17 protein-coding genes and 2 pseudogenes are annotated in these 18,797 nt (G+C 67.9%); 10 read left to right on the top strand and 9 right to left on the bottom strand.

Features of this window, described 5'->3' with window-relative positions; genetic code table 11:
* Positions 1–4 precede the first annotated feature (4 nt).
* Positions 5–1,081, top strand: coding sequence for an isocitrate/isopropylmalate family dehydrogenase (locus GBA65_RS06340; RefSeq protein ID WP_166395845.1), 1,077 nt, complete (start codon positions 5–7; stop codon positions 1,079–1,081).
* A 127-nt stretch (positions 1,082–1,208) separates the two neighbouring features.
* Here GBA65_RS06340 and GBA65_RS06335 read toward each other — a convergent pair whose 3' ends face one another.
* Positions 1,209–3,173 (bottom strand): aconitate hydratase, encoded by a 1,965-nt coding sequence (locus tag GBA65_RS06335; protein WP_166395844.1) that lies wholly within the window; start codon positions 3,171–3,173, stop codon positions 1,209–1,211.
* An 83-nt stretch (positions 3,174–3,256) separates the two neighbouring features.
* Here GBA65_RS06335 and GBA65_RS06330 point away from each other — a divergent pair, with 83 nt between their 5' ends.
* Entirely contained in the window at positions 3,257–3,679 is a 423-nt protein-coding gene (locus tag GBA65_RS06330; RefSeq protein WP_166395843.1) for a hypothetical protein, read from the top strand.
* Here GBA65_RS06330 and GBA65_RS06325 read toward each other — a convergent pair.
* The 5 genes from GBA65_RS06325 to GBA65_RS06305 all read right to left on the bottom strand — a co-directional run bounded on the left by GBA65_RS06325 (position 3,676) and on the right by GBA65_RS06305 (position 8,213).
* On the bottom strand, positions 3,676–4,923 hold the full coding sequence (locus GBA65_RS06325) for a CaiB/BaiF CoA transferase family protein (protein ID WP_166395842.1): 1,248 nt from the start codon (positions 4,921–4,923) through the stop codon (positions 3,676–3,678). The genes GBA65_RS06330 and GBA65_RS06325 overlap by 4 nt on opposite strands.
* Positions 4,924–4,991: 68 nt before the next feature.
* Positions 4,992–5,801, bottom strand: a complete 810-nt coding sequence (locus GBA65_RS06320; RefSeq protein WP_166395841.1) for an ABC transporter permease — start codon at positions 5,799–5,801, stop codon at positions 4,992–4,994.
* Complete coding sequence (locus GBA65_RS06315; RefSeq protein ID WP_166395840.1) at positions 5,794–6,546, bottom strand: ABC transporter permease; 753 nt, start codon at positions 6,544–6,546, stop codon at positions 5,794–5,796. The genes GBA65_RS06320 and GBA65_RS06315 overlap by 8 nt, the downstream gene beginning before the upstream one ends.
* The gene (locus GBA65_RS06310; RefSeq protein ID WP_166395839.1) at positions 6,543–7,337 is read right to left on the bottom strand and encodes an ABC transporter ATP-binding protein; all 795 of its coding nucleotides are present in this window, start codon (positions 7,335–7,337) and stop codon (positions 6,543–6,545) included. Before GBA65_RS06310 ends, GBA65_RS06315 begins: the two co-directional genes overlap by 4 nt.
* Positions 7,338–7,346: 9 nt before the next feature.
* Positions 7,347–8,213, bottom strand: coding sequence for an ABC transporter substrate-binding protein (locus GBA65_RS06305; protein WP_166395838.1), 867 nt, complete (start codon positions 8,211–8,213; stop codon positions 7,347–7,349).
* A gap of 482 nt (positions 8,214–8,695) precedes the next feature.
* Between GBA65_RS06305 and GBA65_RS06300 the strand changes: the two genes are divergently transcribed.
* The 3 genes and pseudogenes from GBA65_RS06300 to GBA65_RS06290 all read left to right on the top strand — a co-directional run bounded on the left by GBA65_RS06300 (position 8,696) and on the right by GBA65_RS06290 (position 11,424).
* Entirely contained in the window at positions 8,696–9,331 is a 636-nt protein-coding gene (locus GBA65_RS06300; protein ID WP_207956197.1) for a GntR family transcriptional regulator, read from the top strand.
* A gap of 41 nt (positions 9,332–9,372) precedes the next feature.
* Positions 9,373–10,531, top strand: a pseudogene (locus tag GBA65_RS06295) (CaiB/BaiF CoA transferase family protein).
* Positions 10,531–11,424 carry a hydroxymethylglutaryl-CoA lyase gene (locus GBA65_RS06290; protein WP_166395836.1) on the top strand — a complete coding sequence of 298 codons (894 nt, stop codon included), beginning with the start codon at positions 10,531–10,533 and terminating at the stop codon, positions 11,422–11,424. The pseudogene GBA65_RS06295 and the gene GBA65_RS06290 overlap by 1 nt, the downstream one beginning before the upstream one ends.
* A gap of 161 nt (positions 11,425–11,585) precedes the next feature.
* On the opposite strand, the gene GBA65_RS06285 is transcribed toward GBA65_RS06290, so the two are convergent.
* A complete protein-coding gene (locus GBA65_RS06285) occupies positions 11,586–12,182 on the bottom strand; it encodes an antibiotic biosynthesis monooxygenase (protein WP_166395835.1) in 597 nt (198 codons plus the stop codon).
* 109 nt (positions 12,183–12,291) lie between these two features.
* Here GBA65_RS06285 and GBA65_RS06280 point away from each other — a divergent pair, with 109 nt between their 5' ends.
* Positions 12,292–12,915: an NADPH-dependent F420 reductase gene (locus tag GBA65_RS06280; RefSeq protein WP_166395834.1), complete on the top strand. Its 624-nt coding sequence runs from the start codon at positions 12,292–12,294 to the stop codon at positions 12,913–12,915.
* A 6-nt stretch (positions 12,916–12,921) separates the two neighbouring features.
* Here GBA65_RS06280 and GBA65_RS06275 read toward each other — a convergent pair whose 3' ends face one another.
* Positions 12,922–13,686, bottom strand: a complete 765-nt coding sequence (locus GBA65_RS06275) for a fructosamine kinase family protein (protein ID WP_166395833.1) — start codon at positions 13,684–13,686, stop codon at positions 12,922–12,924.
* Between the two features lie 82 nt (positions 13,687–13,768).
* Positions 13,769–14,262: pseudogene (locus GBA65_RS06270) on the bottom strand (low molecular weight protein-tyrosine-phosphatase).
* 148 nt (positions 14,263–14,410) lie between these two features.
* Between GBA65_RS06270 and GBA65_RS06265 the strand changes: the two are divergent.
* From GBA65_RS06265 to GBA65_RS06250, 4 genes are all read left to right on the top strand, one after another.
* Complete coding sequence (locus tag GBA65_RS06265; protein WP_407691048.1) at positions 14,411–15,286, top strand: TIR domain-containing protein; 876 nt, start codon at positions 14,411–14,413, stop codon at positions 15,284–15,286.
* A gap of 160 nt (positions 15,287–15,446) precedes the next feature.
* Positions 15,447–16,610: an AI-2E family transporter gene (locus GBA65_RS06260; RefSeq protein ID WP_166395831.1), complete on the top strand. Its 1,164-nt coding sequence runs from the start codon at positions 15,447–15,449 to the stop codon at positions 16,608–16,610.
* 105 nt (positions 16,611–16,715) lie between these two features.
* Entirely contained in the window at positions 16,716–17,765 is a 1,050-nt protein-coding gene (locus tag GBA65_RS06255; RefSeq protein WP_166395830.1) for a 6-phosphofructokinase, read from the top strand.
* Positions 17,766–17,774: 9 nt separating this feature from the next.
* The gene (locus GBA65_RS06250; RefSeq protein ID WP_166395829.1) at positions 17,775–18,656 is read left to right on the top strand and encodes an alpha/beta fold hydrolase; all 882 of its coding nucleotides are present in this window, start codon (positions 17,775–17,777) and stop codon (positions 18,654–18,656) included.
* Positions 18,657–18,797: the final 141 nt, after the last annotated feature.

Raw genomic sequence — 18,797 nt, 5'->3', positions numbered from 1 at the left:
TAGCGTGGAGCGTAAGACGATCGTCGTCATGGAGGGTGACCAGACGGGGCAGGAACTTCTGGAGGAGTCCCTCCGGGTGCTCGACCCGTCGGTGACGGGGCTGGACCTGGAGATGAAGCGGTACGACCTGTCGCTGGAGAACCGCCGGGCGACGGAGAACGTGGTCGTGCACGAGGCGGCCGAGGCGATGAAGGCGTGCGGCTTCGGCATCAAGGCCGCGACCGTCACCCCGGAGGTGTCCGGCGACGTCGGCTCCCCGAACGCGATCCTCAGGCGCGGCATCAACGGGACCGTGATCGTCCGGACCGGGCGGCGCATCCCCGGCGTGAACCCCATCGTGGGGCTGCACGCTCCGATCTCGGTGGTGCGGATGGCCGTCGACGACGCCTACGGCGCGAAGGAGTGGCGCGAGGGCGAGGACCTCGACGAGGTGGCGTTCCGGACCGAGAAGATCTCGCGCCGGGTCTGCCGCGGCGTCTCGGAGTTCGCGTTCATCCAGGCGCGCAAGATGCGCGCGAAGGTCTTCGGCGGGCCGAAGTACACCGTCTCCCCCGTCTACGAGGGGATGCTCAAGGAGGAGATGGACCGGGCGGCGGGCCTCAACCGCGACGTCCGCTACGACCCGCAGCTTATAGACGCGACGTACGCGCTGCTCCTCTCGACCTACGGCGAGCCGATGGTTATCCCGACGCTCAACCGCGACGGCGACTGCATGAGCGACCTCGTGTTGCAGATGTTCGGCTCGATCGCGGGCGCCGAGTCCCTCCTTATCGCCCTCGACGAGGACGAGAACCCCGAGACGGTGATGGCCGAGGCCCCGCACGGCACGGCCCCGTCTCTAGAGGGCAAGAACGTCGCCAACCCGATGGCCATGATCCTGGCCGGCGCCGCCCTCCTCGGCTTCTTCAAGGACGAGCGGGCCGACCGGGTCTCCCGCGCCATCTACGAGGCGTGCTTCGAGAACGTCCTCGAGGGGACCCGCACCGCCGAGCTCGGCGGCTCCTCCGGCACCCGCGAGTTCACCGACGAGGTCATCCGCCACGTCAAGAACAAGCTCGAGGTCTGGAGCGCGCTGGCCTAACGGTCACGAAGGGTTTTGCACCCTTCGAACCTTGTGGTCTGCGTTCGGCTTGCAGGCACTTCGGCTTCTCGTTCGTGCCCGGGGCTGACGGCTATCGCGGAGGGGTTCCTCTCCTCCGCGAGATGCTTCAGGAGGGGCGGGAGTCCCCGGCGTTGCGGCCGTCACGAAGGTAGCCTCGCTTCCCTCCGGCGAGCAGGATCTCCCGCTCGCGGGGGAAGAGACGCACTTTGAGGGGGATCTCCTCCCCCGCTTCGCTTCCGGCCACGAGGTCTTCCCCGCCGGCCGCGATCGTCTCGCGCACGTCGGCCATGTGCCAGGTGTCGCCCTGGCGCACGCGCTCGTAGTCCTCTTCGTCGGCAAAGACGAGCGGGAGAATGCCCTGGGCGATGAGGTTCAGGCGGTGGATGCGCGCGAAGCTCTTGGCGGCGACCGCGCGGATGCCGAGGTGCAGCGGCGAGAGCGCCGCATGCTCGCGGCTGGATCCCTGCCCGTAGTTGTGTCCCCCGACGACGAAACCTCCGCCCCACTCCAGGGCGCGGTCGTGGAAGCCCGGGTCCTGGCGGCGGAACATGTGCTTCGCGCACTCGGGGATGTTGGACCAGAGGCTCATACCCAACGCCCCGTCGGGGGCCATGTCGCCGGTCGAGACGTCGTCCTCGACCACGATCACGACCCGGCCTTCGAGCGTTTCGGGGAGCGGTTCGCCCTCCGGTGGAGGAACGATGTTCGGCCCGCGCACGATCTCGATCTCCCGCGCCTCCTCCGGGGGCAGCGGAGCGAGAATCTGGCGGTCGTCCATCGCCGGGTTCGTGCGGGCCGGTTCCAGCACCGGCGGTTCGCCGAGCTCGCGGGGGTCGGAGATCTCGCCATTCAACGCGGTCGCGGCGGCCGTCGCGGGCGAGCAGAGGTAGACCTCGTCGCCCTGCGTCCCGCTGCGGCCGGGGAAGTTGCGGTTGAAGGTCCTGACGGAGGGTGCACCCCTCGAAGGGGCCTGGCCGACGCCGATGCACGGGCCGCAGACCGGCTCCAGCATGCGCGCCCCCGAGGAGACGAGGTCCCCGTAGACCCCGCTCCTGGCGATGGTGTCGAGGATCTGGCGCGAACCGGGGGTTACGGTCATCTCGATGGCGGGGTGGACTATGCTCTCCCTGAGGACGCTGCCGACGATAGCAAGGTCCTCGTAGGAGGAGTTGACCGAGGAGCCGACGCAGACCTGGACCGTCTTCGTGCCGGCGACCTCGCGGACCGGGACGACGTTGCCCGGCGAGGACGGCTTCGCGATCAGGGGCTCTAGCTCCGAGAGCTCCACGACCTCCTCCTCGTCGTAGGGGGCGTCCTCGTCCGCACGGAGCGGCTCGTAGTCGTCCTCGCGCTCCTGGGCGGCGAGCCACTCGCGGACCCGCTCGTCCGAGGGGAAGACGGCCGCGGTCGCGCCCATCTCCGTGATCATGTTGCAGATCGTGCCCCTCTCCGTCACGGAGAGGGACGTAACCCCCTCCCCCGTGAACTCGAAGACCCTGCCGAGCCCCCCGCGTACCCCGTAGCGCCTCAAGAGCTCGAGGATTATGTCCTTGGATTGCACCCAGTCGGGGAGCCGTCCCCGCAGCTCGACGCCGACCACCTTCGGGCACTCCAGCGTGAAGCCGTAGCCCGCCATCGCCACCGCCACGTCCAGCCCGCCGGCCCCGAAGGCGAACGTCCCGACCGCGCCGGACATCGTGGAGTGCGAGTCGGCCCCGACGAGGAGCTCGCCGGGCTTGGCGAAGCGCTCCAGGTGGACGTAGTGGGAGATGCCGTTCCCCGGACGGGAGTAGAAGACGCCGTGGCGGGCGGAGAAAGTCCTGAGGTAGCGGTGCTCGTCCATGTTCTTGTCGTCGATCTGGAGGACGTTGTGGTCCACGTACATGACGGCGAGCGGGACCTGGACGCGCTCCATCCCGAGCGCCTCGAACTGGAGGGCGGTCATCGAGCCGGTCGCGTCTTCTACGAGGATCTGGTCCACGGAGAGGTCTATCTCCTCTCCGGGCGTGAGGTTGCCCGAAGCCAGGTGGGTCTCCAGGATCTTGCGGGTCAGGTTCTTCGCCCCCGTCATACTCCCTCCTCTCCGGCGCGCGGGCGTGCGCCGGCCTGGTTGCTAGGATACGGTGCTACCGTGCACGGAGACCGCGACACCCCTTGAGAATGGACCCGGTACTCGAACGGGAAGCCCGCAGGCTCCACCTCTCGACGGCCCTGACGGCGCACGCCGTCCGAAGCATCGGCGGCCGTATCCCCGCCGACGCCGCCCCCGACGACCTCCTCGAGCTGGCCCGCGGTCTCGGCAATGGGATCGAGCGCGTGGCATCGCGACAGCACCTCTCCTTCGAGCCGCCCTACCCGGGGGCGACGGCCGGGACCGAGGGGGTACGGGGTGGGCTCAGGCTCGTCCTCGCCTGCGAGGCGCGCGGGCAGGGGGGCGAGGCTCTCGGGGTCGTGTTCTCGACGCTCATCCCCGGGAGGCTCCCCTCGGTCTCCGTAGCACCGGCGGGGGCTCCCGTCCCGAAAGGCCGACGCTCGGTCTTCGGGGACGGGGACGCCCGCATCCCGCGGGGACATTAGATCGCGCCCTCCTCCGAGAGGCGTTCGATCTCCTCCGGGGAGAGGCCGAGAAGTCCGCCGTAGACCTCCTCGTTGTGGGCTCCTAGCTTCCCGCCGTACCATTCGGAGCGGCCGGGGGTCTTCGAGAGCTTCGGGACCAGGCCCGGCATCTTGACCGCCCCAACGCCCTCGACCTCGCCCTCGACGATCATCTCGCGTGCCCGGTACTGCTCGTCCTCGAGTATGTCGGTGACGGAGTAGATGGGTCCGGCCGGGACCGCCGCCTCATCGAGGATGCGTTGTATCTCCTCGGCCCCGTGTCGCCCGGTCCAGCCCTCGATCAGGTCGTCAATCTCGTCGGCGTGCTCGGCCCGGTCGGCGTTCGTGGCGTAGCGGGGGTCGTCGGCGAGCTCGGGACGTCCGATGGCCTTCATGAGGCGCTTGAAGATGGCGTCGCTGTTGGCCCCGATCGCGACGTAGGAGCCATCGCCCGCGCAGTACGAGCTGCTCGGCGCGATCCCGGGGAGCGAGGCCCCCGTCCGCTCGCGCACGATGCCGGCCACGTCGTACTCCGGGACCAGGGACTCCATGAGGTTGAAGACCGCCTCGTAGAGCGCGACGTCCACGACCTGCCCCTCCCCCGTCCCCCGCACGTCGCGGGCGTGGACGGCCATGAGCGTCCCGATGACGGCGTAGAGTGAGGCGAGCGAGTCGCCCAAAGAGACACCGGTCCGCACGGGAGGACGGCCCGGCTCGCCGGTCACGTAGCGGATGCCCCCCATCGCCTCCCCGATATTCGCGAAGCCTGGCTTGTCCTTGTACGGGCCGGTCTGCCCGTACCCCGAGACGCGCACCAGGATGAGGCGCGGGTTGATCCCCCGCAGCGCCTCGGGGCCGAGCCCGAGCTTCTCCAGGGTGCCGGGACGGAAGTTCTCGAGCAGCACGTCGGACCCCGCCGCGAGCTTCTTCGCAAGCTCGAGCCCCTCGGGGTGGCCGAGGTCGAGCGTAACGAGCTTCTTGTTGCGCGACTGGAGCGCCCACCACAGCGAGGTCTTCGTCCCGGGGTCGACGTACCTCCAGTTTCGCAAGGGGTCGCCGGTCCCCGGCCTCTCGGCCTTGATCACCTCGGCCCCGAACTCGGCCATGATCCTGGTCGCGAACGGCCCGGCGATCAGCGAGCCGAACTCCAGGACCCGGAGCCCTTCGAGCGGACGATCCTGTTCGAGCTGCTCGCGCAGCCCCGTCAGGGCTTCTGCGTCTGTCATGCGTCCTCGCTTTCGCGATGGGAGGGGTACGTACGCGTTCTCCCTGAGGCTGCGGCTCGTCCGTGCCCTCAGCCCGTTTCGGGGCGGTGCCTCGTGAGGCGGCGCTCCCAGAGCATGAAGGCGCCGTTGATCACGAAGGCGAAGAGGGTGAGCAGCACGACGAGGCCGTAGAGCTGCGGCATGTCGTGGAGCTCTACGCTCTGAATGAGGACGAACCCGAGCCCGCTCTTGGCGGCAAACATCTGGGAGAGCACGACCCCGAGGAAGGTGACGCCGAAGCCGATCCTGAGCCCCGCGACCATCGACGGCAGGATGGAGGGGAAGACCACGGAGCGGAAAAGCTGGAAGCGCGAGAGACGCAGCGAGCGGCCCACCTTGAACATGACCTCCCCGACGTTCTGCGTCCCGCTCATCGTGAAGATCAGGATCGGGAACACCCCGAAGAACATGGCGAACCACGCCTGCGACGAGATCCCGAGCCCGAACGCGAAGAGGAAGAGCGGGTACAGCGCCACCTTCGGCAGGGCGTAGAGCGCGATCACGATGGGCTCGAAGACCGCGTAGGCGAAGCGCGAGAGCCCGAGCAGGAAACCGATCACCACGCCGAAGACCACGGCGAGGCCGTAGGCGTAGACGAGCGCCAGGAGGGTCACGCCGCCGTTCTCCCCGAGCCACCCGCTCCGGACGCCCTCGACGAGGGCTCCGAAGGAGGCTAGCGGCGCGGCGACGAAGAAGTCCCCGAGGGCCACCGCGAGAACCTGCCACAGCGCGAGCAGCCCGAACGGGAAGAGGACCTGGGCGATCCGGACCGGGTCCAGCCGGGCGCTCCTCGCCCCGCTCCCCGCCGGGCTCGTTGCGTGTCCGGCCGCATCAGACATTGCCGTACAACCTCCTCTCGATGCCGCCGAGCGCCCAGTTCAGGAGGATGGCGAGCGCCAGTATGAGCAGCATCGCCGCGTACATCGCGGCGGTCGTGAAGTTGACGTAGCTGTAGGAGACCAGGTAGCCGAGGCCGCGCGTGGAGAGCACGAACTCCGAGGCGATCACCCCGATAAGCGAGTACACCATCCCGAGCTTGAGCCCGGTGAAGATGTACGGGACGGCGGCCGGGAAGAAGATCCTCGAGATCGTCTGCCAGCGGCTGAGGTTCATGCTCTTTCCGACCTTCGTTAGAACCTGCGGCACCTCGCCGAAGCCTATCGCGGTGTTCATCACGACGGCGACGACCGCCCAGGCCCACGCGATGAACACGATGGGCCAGATGTTGAAGCCGAGCACCGCGAGCAACAGCGGGTAGAAGGCGAAGATCGGGATGGCGTAGTAGGTGGTCAGGTAGGGGTCCAGCGTTCGCTTGAGCGGCTTGTAGCGCCAGAGCAAGAAGCCCAAGGGCACGCCGGTGACGGCCGCGAGCAGAAAGCTCAGAGCGAATGCCCCCCCGGTCGCGAGGAGGTGCTCCGTCATCTCGCCGCTCGCGATCATCTCGAAGAGCTCCGGCAGGATCTCGCTGAGCGGGATCAGCGTAATCGAGTCCCCAAACCCTATGCGCGGCATGACCTCTAGCGCCGCGATCGCCGCGAGTACGACGGCCCAGCGCGTCAGGCGTACCTTCGCCCCGAAGCTCACGACCCGCCCCTCTCCTGGCCCTTGAGCGTCTTCATGGACTCCTCGCGCAAGACCTCCCAGATCTCGCCGGTCAGCCGTCCGAACTCGGGGGTGCTGACCACGCTGGAGTCGCGCGGCCGTTCGAGGTCGACCTCGACCACCTTCCTCGTGGTCCCCGGCCGGGCGCTCATGACGACGACCCGATCGGAGAGCAGGGTGGCCTCCTCGATGGAGTGGGTTATGAAGAGCGCCGTGGCCTCGGTGCGCGACCAGATACGCAGGAGCTCGTCGCCCAGGATGAGGCGCGTCTGCTCGTCGAGGGCGCCGAAGGGCTCGTCCATGAGGAGCACCCCGGGATCCATGACGAGCGTGCGCGCGATCGCGACGCGCTGGCGCATCCCGCCGGAGAGCTCGCCCGGGTAACGCCCCTCGAACCCCTGCAGCCCCACGAGCTCGATGAGCTCCAGCGAACGCTCGCGCCGCTCCTTCTTCCCCACCCCGTGCATCTCGAGGCCGAACTCGACGTTCTCAAGCACCGTCCTCCACGGGAAGGTCGACTCCTGCTGGAAGACGATCCCGACCTCGGGGTGCGGCCCGTTTATCGGGTCCCTCCCTATGAGGACCTCCCCGCCCGACGGCTCGGTGAGCCCCGCCACGATCTCGAGCAGCGTGCTCTTCCCGCAGCCGCTCGGCCCGACGATGGCGACGAACTCGTTCTCGGAGACGGTGAGGTCTATCCCGGAGAGGGCCTCGACCTTCTCGTCCCCCCTGCCCTCGAAGACCTTCCGCACGTCCTTTATCTGGATATGCACGTCCGCCGCCTACGCGAGCTCCGCCGGATCCACGCGCTGGTCCTCCGGCAGGAACTGCTGGTCCAGAAGCTCCCCCCAGTCGACCTCGTCCCCTTCTTCGAGCAGGTTGATCGCCTTCATCTCCTCTACGACGAGGTTCAGGGAGTCCGCGCTCAGGGTCGTCGTGTAGTAGGTGGACGGGTCGATGGCCTCGAGCGAAGCCACGGCGTCCTCCTCGGCGACCTCGGAGTTCTTCGACCAGGCCGCGGCCGCCTCCTCGGGGTTCTCGACCGTGAAGTCCACGGCCTGCCCGTACAGCTCCATAAGCGATTGCAGGAGCTCGGGCTGCTGGCCCACGGTCTGCGAGGTGGCGATCATCACGAGCTGCGGGAAGGCGTCGACGTACTCGGTGGTCTGGAAGACGGGGACGAGGCCCTCCTCCTCGACCTGGCTGATCGCCGTCGGCAGGATCACCGGCGCCACGTCTATCACGCCCTCCTTGAGCCCGGTGATCGCCTCGGAGAGCCCGCCCATCGCCTGCAACTTGACCTCGCCGAGCTCTATCCCCGCCCCCTGGAGCGCGAGCACGGCGCAACCCTCCGTGACCGACCCCGGGTTGCTGAACCCCATCGTCTTCCCTGGCAGGTCCTCCATGGATTCTATGCCGCGGTCGGGGAGCGTCACGAAGCTGACGTCCGCCGTGTTCCCGATGGCACCCCCAAGTATCTTCAGCCCGGAACCCTCGTTGAACGCGTTGATCGCCGCCGGCGTAGCCACCGCCCCGAGCGGCAGCCCTCCCGTGACGACGTTCCGAACCGTGGTCCCGCCGCCGCTGGAGCCCACGATCTCCTCGAGCTGTATCTGCCGCTCCTCGAAGTACCCCTGCTCTATCGCCACGGCCCACGGAACGGTATATAAGAGCGTCGGGTAATGGCTCACCGACAACCCGACCGGCCCGGAAGCCCCTCCCCCACCTCCGCCGCACGCCGTAAGCAACCCCCCGGCCCCGGCGACCAGCCCCAACATGCTTGCACCCTTCAAGAATTGACCGCGGGTGATCTCGCTCCCCACACGCCCGACAGCCCCGTTCATCCCTCTCCCCTTCCTGCCCGGCCGCCCTACCGCCCGGACGATGCTTCCCTTCCTGTATACAAACTAAGCCTTTGGCCACTTCTTGTCAAGAAGAAATCTGCTTCCCGAATCGTTTACCCCCGTTTTTGCAGCACATTTTTTTGATGTCATTGACACAATTAACGGCGTACATTATTTTTGTATACAAAAGTCGTCGTATCCGGGAGGTCCGCAGGGGCGTTGGGGAGGCGAGGTTTTTGGGCGCAGGCGCGGCCGATGGGCGAAGAAGAGCCGGGAACGCGGAGGTGGTGGAACGGCTGCGGAGCATGATCATGGTCGGCGAGTACGAGCCTTGGGGGCGGCTGGTGGAGGAGCAGCTGGCCCGGAGTCTCGGGGTCAGCCGCACGCCGGTCAGGCAGGCGTTGACGAGGCTGGAGGCGGAGGGCCTCGTGGAGATCGTGCCGAACAAGGGCGCGGTCGTGCGCGGGTTCGGCATGGAGGACGTCTGGGACGTCTACGACCTGCGGGCCCTGCTGGAGGGTCACGCCGCGCGGCGTGCCGCCGGACGCATAACAAAGAAGGAGTTCGAACGCCTGCGCGCGGTCGCCGCCGAGATGGAGGCGGTGGAGGGTCGCTTCTCGGACCGTCAGGAGGAGACGAGGTGGCTCGTGGCGCGCAACCAGGAGTTTCACGGCGGGATCGTGGAGGCCGGCCGCAATCGCAGGCTGCGGGGCTTGCTCGACCGGACCGTCGAGCTCCCGCTCGTGTTCAAGGCCTTCTACTGGTACACGCCGGAGGAGAGGCAGGTCTCCAACCACCACCACCGCCAGCTTCTCCGGAGCCTCGAAGCCGGCGACGGGGAGAGGGCCGAGATCGTCATGCGCGAGCACGTCTACGAGGGTAGGGATACCGTCATAAGGGCGTTGGAGGAGGGCAGGGAGTGAGCGAGAACGGGTTCCCCCTCGCGGGGGTGCGGGTCGTGGAGATGGGGAGCTTGCTGGCGGGGCCTTTCTGCGGCCAGCTTCTGGCGGACTTCGGGGCCGAGGTCATAAAGGTCGAGCCGCCGGGGAAGGGCGACCCCATGCGCGAGTGGGGCCGCCACCGCAAGGAGGGGCGCACCCTGTGGTGGCCGATCATCGCGCGCAACAAAAAGTCCGTGACGCTGAACCTCCGGGAGGAGGAGGGCCAGGAGCTCGCGAGGGCCTCGTGGCGGAGGCGGACGTCGTGATCGAGAACTTCCGGCCGGGGACGATGGAGCGCTGGGGCCTCGGGTACGAGAAGCTCTCGGGATCAACCCGGGGCTCGTCATGGTGCGGGTCTCCGGCTACGGGCAGACCGGTCCTTACAAGAACCGGGCGGGGTTCGGGGCTATCGGGGAGGCGATGGGCGGTATCCGGCACGTCACCGGGTTCCCGGACAGCCCCCCACCGCGAAGCGGGATCTCCTTGGGCGACTCGCTCGCCGCTACCTTCGGGGCCCTGGGAGCGTTGACCGCCCTGTACCACCGCGACGCCCACGACGGGCGGGGTCAGGTGGTGGACGTGGGGATCTACGAGGCGGTCCTCGCCCTCATGGAGAGCACCATCCCAGAGTACGAGCTCACCGGGCACGTGCGCGGCCGGACCGGGACCGTGTTGCCGTTCGTCGCGCCCGCCAATCTCTACCCCACGAGCGACGGGGACTACGTCCTGATCTCCGGGAACGCCGACACCGTCTTCGGGAGGCTCGCGAGGGCGATGGGCCACCCCGAGTGGGCCGAGGACGAGCGGTTCGCGACCCACCACGCCCGCGGGGAGAACATGGAGAAGCTCGACGCCATGATCTCCGGTTGGACGGAGGAGCGCACGGGGGAAGAGGTGCTGAGGACCATGGCCGAGGCCGGGGTCCCGGCGGGCAAGGTCTTCACCGCGAAGGACATGGTCGAGGACCCGCACTACGAGGCGAGGGGGAACGTGATCCGGACGGAGGACCCGGAGATAGGGACCTTCCCCATGCAGAACGTCGTCCCGCGCCTCACGGAGACCCCCGGCAAGGTCCGCTGGACCGGCCCCGCCCTCGGGGAGCACAACGACGAGGTCTACGGCGGGGTGTTGGGGCTGGACGAGGGGGAGCGCGAGGCCCTGCGAGAGAGGGGGATCATCTGATGCGCATCGAGATCGTGGACGTGGGGCCCCGGGACGGCCTCCAGAACGAGGCGGAGATCCTCGCGCCGGAGACGCGGGCCGAGCTGTGCGACAGGCTCGCCGCGGCGGGGCTCCCGAGGGTCGAGGCGGCGAGCTTCGTGAACCCCAAGCGGGTGCCCCAGATGGCCGGCGCCGAGGAGGTGATGCGGGGGCTACACCGCCGCGAGGGCACGGTCTACGCGGGGCTCGTCCTCAACGAGAAGGGCTACGAGCGGGCCGTCGAGGCGGGCGTCGACGAGGTCCGCTACGCGTTCCCCGTGACGGAGACGTTCGCGAAGAAGAACCAGAACACGACCGTCGCGGACGCGACCGCGCTCGCGGAGAGGCTCGTGGAGCGGGCGCGGCTCGACGGGGTGAGGGTCTCCATCACCCTGAGCGCCGCCTTCGGGGACCCGTTCGAGGGGGCGGTGGAGCCGGGGCACGTGCTCGGCATCGCCGGGAGGGTGGCCGAGGCGCAGCCCGACGAGATCGTGCTGGCCGACACCATCGGGGTCGGGGTGCCGCTCCAGGTGCGCGAGCTCGTCCGTGGGGCCGCGGCGCACGGCGTCACCGTGGGCTGCCACTTCCACGACACGCGCAACACCGGCATCGCGAACGCGGTGGCCGCGGTGGAGTCGGGGGCGACGGTCCTGGACGCCTCGGTCGGGGGGACGGGCGGGTGCCCGTTCGCCCCACAGGCGACGGGGAACGTCGCCACGGAGGACCTCGTCTACCTGTTGCACGGGATGGGCTACGAGACGGGGGTGGACCTGAAGGCGCTCGTGGAGGTGGCGCGCTGGCTCTCGGGGAAGCTCGGCAAGGAGCTGCCGGGACAGGTGTACAAGGCCGGCGTCTTCGAGCCGGTGGCGGGCTAGGGTAACGGAGGGAAGGGGGGAAGCGTGACGGTGGTCGTCGGAGGGACGCTCACGGACGTGCTGGTCTGCGACGACGGCTCGAGCGGGCTTAGGGGAAGGTCTCAGAAGGTCCTGTTTCCGGCACCGGCTTGGAAGACGTCTCGCCGGGCGGGAAGCTCTGCCTAACGCCTCCTCTCGGGGTAGAGCCAGAAGGCGAAGAGGCGCGTCATGCGGGGCATCACCACGTAGGTCATGAGGGAGACCATGATCAGGGTGAGGAGCAGCGTGCGCAGCAGCAGGGGCAGGGCGTTGAGGACGGGCCTGAGGACCAGGAAGATCACGGTGATCGTCGGGAAGACCGCGAGCCAGGTCACCACCGCCATCTTGTAGCGGGGCGGCGAGGGCTCGCCCGGCTTCGAGGGGAGCGTGAACCAGGGCTCGAGACCGGTCAGGACCTGGACGTTCTCCTCGCGCACCAGGGGCTCTGCCTTTCTCAGCCATCTCCGGCGTTCCTCCGACTCCTCCCACCGCCTCAGGTTGCTCACGTGGTCGAAGCGGTAGATCATCCTGTACTCGTCGTCCTCGTCGCCGCTCGGCCGGAGCACGTCGGAGCCGAGGTAGCCCGGGAACTCCTTCACCACGGCGAGGATGCCCGAGACCCACTCCTCGAACTCCCCCTCCCGGCCCGGCTCCACCCGTCGGGAGGCGATCCCCGTCACGGGCGGGTCGTCGCCGGTGGTGGGATCTTCGTGGTCGTTGGGCTCGTGTACGTGGTCCACGGCTAGCGCTCCGGGGGGTAGATGGACGACGAAGGTCAGTTTAGTCGTTCAGACGGTGGAAGCGCGCGGCTGTGCAAGAATGCCGTGCAGGCCAGGAAGGGAGCACGGCATGAGGATAGGGATCATCGGGGCGGGGAACATCGGCTCCACGGCCGCGAGGCTCTTCGCGGGGGCCGGGCACGAGGTCGTCGTCGCCAACTCCCGCGGGCCGGAGACGCTGGAGGGGCTGGTCCGGGAGATCGGGGCGAACGCGCGGGCCGGGACCGTCGAGGAGGCCGCGGACTTCGGGGAGGTGGTGATGGAGGCGATCCCGTTCGGCCGCTACGGGGATCTGCCGGCGGAGGGGCTCTCGGGCAAGGTCTTCGTGACCGCCTCCAACTACTACCCCGAGAGGGACGGCGGGATCGACCTCGGCGGCCGCGCCCAGAGCGAGTTCCTCGCCCGCCACCTCCCCGGCGCCCGCGTCGTCAAGGCGTTCAACACCATCTACTACGCGAGGCTGGCGCAGAACGGAAGGCCCGAGGCGCCGCTGGAGGAGCGGGAGACCATCTTCGTTTCGGGCGACGACGGGGAGGCGAAGGAGATCGTCTCCCGCCTCGTAGAAGAGATCGGCTTCGCGCCGGTAGACGCGGGCACGCTGGCCCAGAGCGCGAGGCAGGAGCCGGGCTCCCCGATCTACAACGTGCCGATGTCCCCGGCCGAGGCGCGCGAGGCGCTGGCCGGGATGAGTTGAGGGAGCTTACGCCCCGAAGCGCCGGAGGGTACGGTCGACGGCCTCTACGTAACTTCCGCCGAAGTAGTAAACGTGTACGAGGAGCGGGTAGAGCGCGTAGAGGTGGCGTCGCTCCTCGAAGAAGCCCGGTCTTATGGCGCTAAGCTCGGCGTAGCGCTCGAAGAAGCGTGGGCCGAAGGAGTCGAAGAGGCTTATGTAGGCGAGCTCCATCTCCGGGTCGGCGTGGTAGATCGCGGGGTCCAGGAAGGCGGAGATCCTGTCTCCCCTGGCGAGCACGTTCCCGCTCCAGACGTCCCCGTGGATGAGGGACGGCGGTGCCGGGTCCGGGATGATCTCCCCCAGCTTCCCGGCTAGATCCTGTACCCTCCGGTGGAGCTTCGCCGGGAGACGCCCGGCCTCGCGGGCGACGCCCGCGGCGTAGAGCAGGCGTTGTTCGCGGAAGAACTCGGCCCACGAGCGCGTCCACGGGTTCGGCTGGGAGAGGCTGCCGATCAGGGTGTCGCGCTCGTGCCCGTAGGCTTCGGCGGTGACGCCGTGCAGCGCCGACAACAACTCCGCCGCGTGAGGCTCTGCCGGCGACAGGGCTCCCCCGCCTTCCACGAACTCCATGAGCAGCAGCCCCTCCGAGGAGAAGTAGACCTCCGGGACGGGGAGCTCGGACCTCTCGCGGAGGTAGCGGAGCATGTACGCCTCGCGCCCGAGGTTCGCCTCGCCGCTCCGGTCGACCTTCGCCACCACGGACGAGCCGTCCGAGAGCTCCGCCCGGTACACCTCGCCGATGCACCCCCGCCTAGAGGCCGGGCGGAGACGAGCCTCTCCCGAGGGCCGCCTCTACCCTCCGGCCAGGGCCTCCTCAGCCAACGCGGGGTATGGGGTGCCGCCTTCGGATGTCCTCCAGGAGCCCCTCCGAGGCCGCCTCGGCCAGGTCCATGACCAGCTCGAAGCCGTCGGGGCCGCCGTGGAAAGGGTCGGGGACCTCGCGCTCCGGACGGTCGGGGCGAAGTCGAGGAAGGGCCGGATCACGGCGCCCCCCTCGCCGCTCCGGCAGAGGGCCGCCACCCTCTCGTAGTTCTCCTCGTCCATCGTGAGGACGTAGTCGAACCGCTCGCAGTCCTCTCTACTCAGGAGACGTGCGCGCTGGCCGCTCAGGTCGATGCCGCGTTCCATTGCGCTCCTCTGCGCCCTCGGGTCCGGCGGCTCGCCGGCGTGGTAGAAGCCGTGCGTGCCGGCGGAGTCAGCCTCGATCTCCCCCGAGAGCCCCTCGCGGCGCACGACCTCCTCGAAGACGCCCTGGGAGATGGGCGAGCGGCAGATGTTCCCAAGGCAGACGAAGAGCACGCGGACCATAACGGTATAATTTACTAGTAATGTAGTCGAGCGTGCGAGCGTGACGTAAATGCCTACAACAGACAGAGATAGCTCTCGTTTCGATTATGACGTTTGCCTCTCCTTTGCAGGGGAACAGCGTGCTTACGTACGAGAGGTTGCAGATCTGTTGGCCAAGAGGGGCATTCGCGTCTTTTACGATGAGCGCGAGAAGGTGCAGCTATGGGGTAAGGATCTCTACGCTCACTTGGACGACATTTATCAGAATCTTGCTCAGCATTGCGTACTCTTCGCCTCCACAGACTACGCGGAAAAGGTGTGGACTAATCATGAGCGGCGTAGTGCGCAAGCGCGGGCTATCAAGGAACAAGGAGATTACCTCCTTCCGGCTCGCTTCGACCATACGCCTATACCGGGTCTACCTGACACTGTTGGATATGTAGACCTACGGGGAACGTCGCCTGCGGAGCTTGTGGACCTAATCGAGCAAAAACTCGGGCCGCGGGAGAAGGAAGAGTTTTTCCCGCCGATTCCTGATCTTCTGTACCAGAGGCTTGGCATTGAGAATGATTCTGATGCACAACAAATAGCGTTAGAGCACGCGCACCACTGGTTCAATGTTCTCCGTCGTATGACGCAGGTTGAGCGTGAGGTCATTGGACTAGCTTTTGTCCATGGTTGTCCGGAGGAACTGCCAGACAACATGCACATCTATGTAGACCTGCTCCGACGCGTGACCGGTCTCCCACCTGCGAAGCTCAAGCGGGTACTAGGTGGACTGAATTCCCTCGGTTTTACATGCACCATCCGTGAGGATCATGAGGATGCCTTCGAGCGATCTGCGCAGTTAGGTCAAGCTCCTCTATTTCAGATCGAGTGGGTAGATCTCGTTGGCAATGAATTTGAATACCCCGAGATGCTAGTTGCTACGGAAACGATTTTTGGTGCGGTGGACGGTTGTTGCGAAGCATGCGGTGTTGGTGCAATTCGGCGTCTCGACTTCTCGCACTTAGCATCTGCAACGGTCTCCGAAGAGCATTCTTAACGCTTTCTTTGTAATAGTGATGGTTGGCTGCCGTACTCAAGGACAAGAGGCGTCCGCTTCTAGTTCGGCTTCACGCGTAGCCGAGAGGGTCAGAGGGTAAAGCGGTCTCATGTCGGACGAAGGTGCTGCGCAGACCAAACCGGAGAGCCGGAGGGCGGCAGTGAGGCGCAAGCTCGGGGGCCGCAGGAGGAGGGAGCCGGACGTCACCGCGCATCCGACCCCGATCCGGATCTCGCGCCGCACCCGGACGGTCCTGATCCTGGCGGTGATCGTCACCCTCGCGTACGCCGTTTATCTCGTGCCGAGCGTGCTCACGACGGCGGTCGGGGGGATAGCCCTCGCCCTGGTGCTCTCCTTCCCCGTGCGCTTCTTCTCGCGCTTCGTGCCGCATGGGATCGCGATCCTGCTCTCGTTCTTGCTGGTGGTGGGCATCATCGTCGCCGCCGCGCTCTACCTGGTGCCCATCGTCGCCCAGCAGTTCTCCTCCCTTATAGGCGCGGCGCCCGGGATAGCGACGAGCGCCGAGCAGTACCTGCGCGACGCCCTGGACTCCCTCGAGAACAGGGGCCTGCTCCCCAACGACGACCCCCAGCAACTCATCTCCAGGGTCAGGGAGAACCTCGTGGACGCCGTCAGGTCGATAGGCTCCAGCCTGGTCGGCGGGGTGCTCGGCTTCGTCTACAGCACCGTCAACTTCCTCGTGACCCTGCTCGGGGTCTTGTTTATAGGGATCTACCTGCTCGTCGACGTGCGCAAGATCAAGGCGTTCTACCTCAGGGCCGCGCCGCACGACTATCGGAGCGACGCGAGGAGCCTGTGGAACGCCTTCGGCTACTCCCTCTCGCGCTACCTCGGCGGGCTCGCGCTGATACTACTGATCCAGGGGGCCGTCTCGGCGGTGGGCCTCTTCTTTATAGGCGTGCCCTACGCGCTCGTCCTCGGGGCCATCGTCTCCGTCACGGCGATCATCCCGTACCTCGGGGCGTTTCTCGGCGCCATCCCGGCCCTGCTCGTCGCGCTCGCCTTCGGGGGGCTGACGGACGCGTTCCTGACGGCGCTCCTCTTCCTCGGGGTGCAGCAGCTCGAAGGCAACTTCCTGACGCCGAAGATCCAGGGCGACACCCTGCACGTCCACCCGATCCTGGTCTTTCTCGGCGTGATCGTCGGCGGCGGCCTCTTCGGCATCCTCGGCGTGATCGTCGCCGTCCCGGCCCTGGCGGTCTTGCGCGTCCTCTTCGACTTCCTCCGCGTCCGCCTGCGCACCGGGGACCCCGCGGGCGCGGCCCACGACGTTCCGAAGGTCCGCCGCACGCCCGGCCGGTAGACCCGCCCGTCGACCGCCGGGAAGAGCCTCCGTCGCAAACCGATGCTGCGCGCGGCTTTTGGGTAGACTGACCCCTCCAGAGATTTCGAGACAGGGAGGAAGATCATGGCCGAAGTAAACCGGGTCGGGATGCTGACGGGCGGCGGGGACGCGCCGGGGCTGAACGGCGTGATCCGAGCGGTCACGATGCGCTCGATCTCCGACTACGGCTACGAGGTCTCGGGCATCAGGCGCGGCTGGAAGGGCCTCCTCTCTCCCGAGGCCGACTCCGTCGTGAACCTCACCGTCGGCGACGTCCGCTACATCCTCGACGAGGGCGGCACGATCCTGGGCTCCTCCCGCACCAACCCCTACAAGAACGAAGGCGACGCCAAAAAGGTGGTAGACAACATGGCCGAGATAGGCGTCGACGCCCTCGTCGCCATCGGCGGCGACGACACCCTGGGGGTGGCGCGCAGGCTGCACCAGGACTTCGGCACGCAGGTCGTCGGCTGCCCGAAGACCATAGACAACGACCTCTCCGCCACCGACACCACGTTCGGCTACGACACCGCCGTCTCCATCGCCACGGAGGCCATAGACAGGCTCAGGACCACCGCCAAGAGCCACGAGAGGATCCTCGTCGTCGAGATCATGGGCCGCCACGCCGGTTGGATCACCTGGGGCGCGGGCGTCGCCGGCGCCGCGAACGTCACCCTGATCCCGGAGGTGGAGCCGGACGTCGACGAGATGGTCTCCATCTTCCGGAAGCGCGCCGAGAACGGCGAGAAGTGGGGCATCGTCGCCGTCTCCGAGGGGGTTACGTTCTCGGAGGACTTCGTCACCCAGACCGCGGAGAAGGACGAGTTCGGCCACGTCCGCCTCGGCGGCGTCGCCGAGGGCCTCGCCGGAGAGCTCAAGGAGCGCACCGGCATCGACACCCGCCACGTCGTCCTCGGGCACCTCCAGCGCGGCGGCACCCCCACCGCCTACGACCGCATCCTCTCCACGAGGTACGGCCTGCGCGCCGCCGAGGCCGTCAAGAACGGCGAGTGGGGCAAGATGGTCGCCCTGCGCGGCAGCGAGATCGTCACGGTCGACCTCTCCGAGGCGACCGAGGAGACGAAGACCGTCCCGGACGACCTCTACGGGGCGGCCCGCACCTTCTTCGGCTAGGCCAGCGCCGTGTTCGAGGGCTTCGAGCGGCACCGGGTCGCGGGGGCGGAAGGGGTGGAGATCAACGTCGTCCTGGGCGGCGAGGGCCCGCCGGTCCTGCTCCTCCACGGCTACCCGCAGACGCACGCCATGTGGCACGGCGTGGCCCCCCTCCTCGCCGACGCCGGGTTCTCCGTCGCCGCCGCCGACCTGCGCGGCTACGGCGACAGCTCGAAGCCCGGGGGCGACGAGGCCCACGTCGCCTACTCCAAGCGCGCCATGGCCGACGACATGGTGCGCGCGATGGCTTCTTTGGGCTTCGAGCGCTTCGCGGTGGCCGGCCACGACCGGGGAGGGCGCGTCGGACACCGGATGGCGCTCGACCACGCGGGGAGCGTCTCGCGGCTCGCCGTCCTCGACATCCTGCCCACCCGCCACCTCTTCTCCACCGTCGATCGGAACCTCGCCACCGCCTACTACCACTGGTTCTTCCTCTCCCAGCCCTACGACTTCCCGGAGACCCTGATCGGGGGCAGCCGCTCCTACTTTCTCCGGTCCGTGCTCGGCCGGTACGGCTCGACCTCCGAGACTTTCGCCCCCGAGGCCCTCGCCGAGTACGAGCGGTGCTTCGACGAACGCACGGTCCACGCAAGCTGCGAGGACTACCGCGCCGCCGCGTCGATAGACCTCTCTCACGACGACTCCGACCGGGAGAACGGCCGCAGGGTAGAGTGCCCCCTCCTGGCGCTCTGGGGCCGAAACGGCGCGATGCACGGGCTCTACAGCGTGCTCGAGGTCTGGCGCGCCTACGCCGGCGACGTGCGGGGCCGACCCGTGGACGCGGGCCACTACCTCGCCGAGGAGAGGCCGGAGGAGACGGCGCGCGAGCTCGCGGCCTTTCTCTCCGCCTGATCCGCCCTCCCCGGACGCCCGCGGTACGGGCGGCCTAAAGCGTTCTTGATGGGGGAACGATAATATTCTTGGGCAGCGAGGCACTCAGAGAGGGCGGCTTAGCGGTGGTGGGCAGGGTGTGTGGGGACCGGACGGACGCGG

The sequence above is a fragment of the Rubrobacter marinus genome (assembly GCF_011492965.1).
GTDB lineage: Bacteria > Actinomycetota > Rubrobacteria > Rubrobacterales > Rubrobacteraceae > Rubrobacter_F > Rubrobacter_F marinus.
Note: the sequence above shows the minus strand (reverse complement) of the source record. Positions and strands in the feature narration are given on the sequence as shown.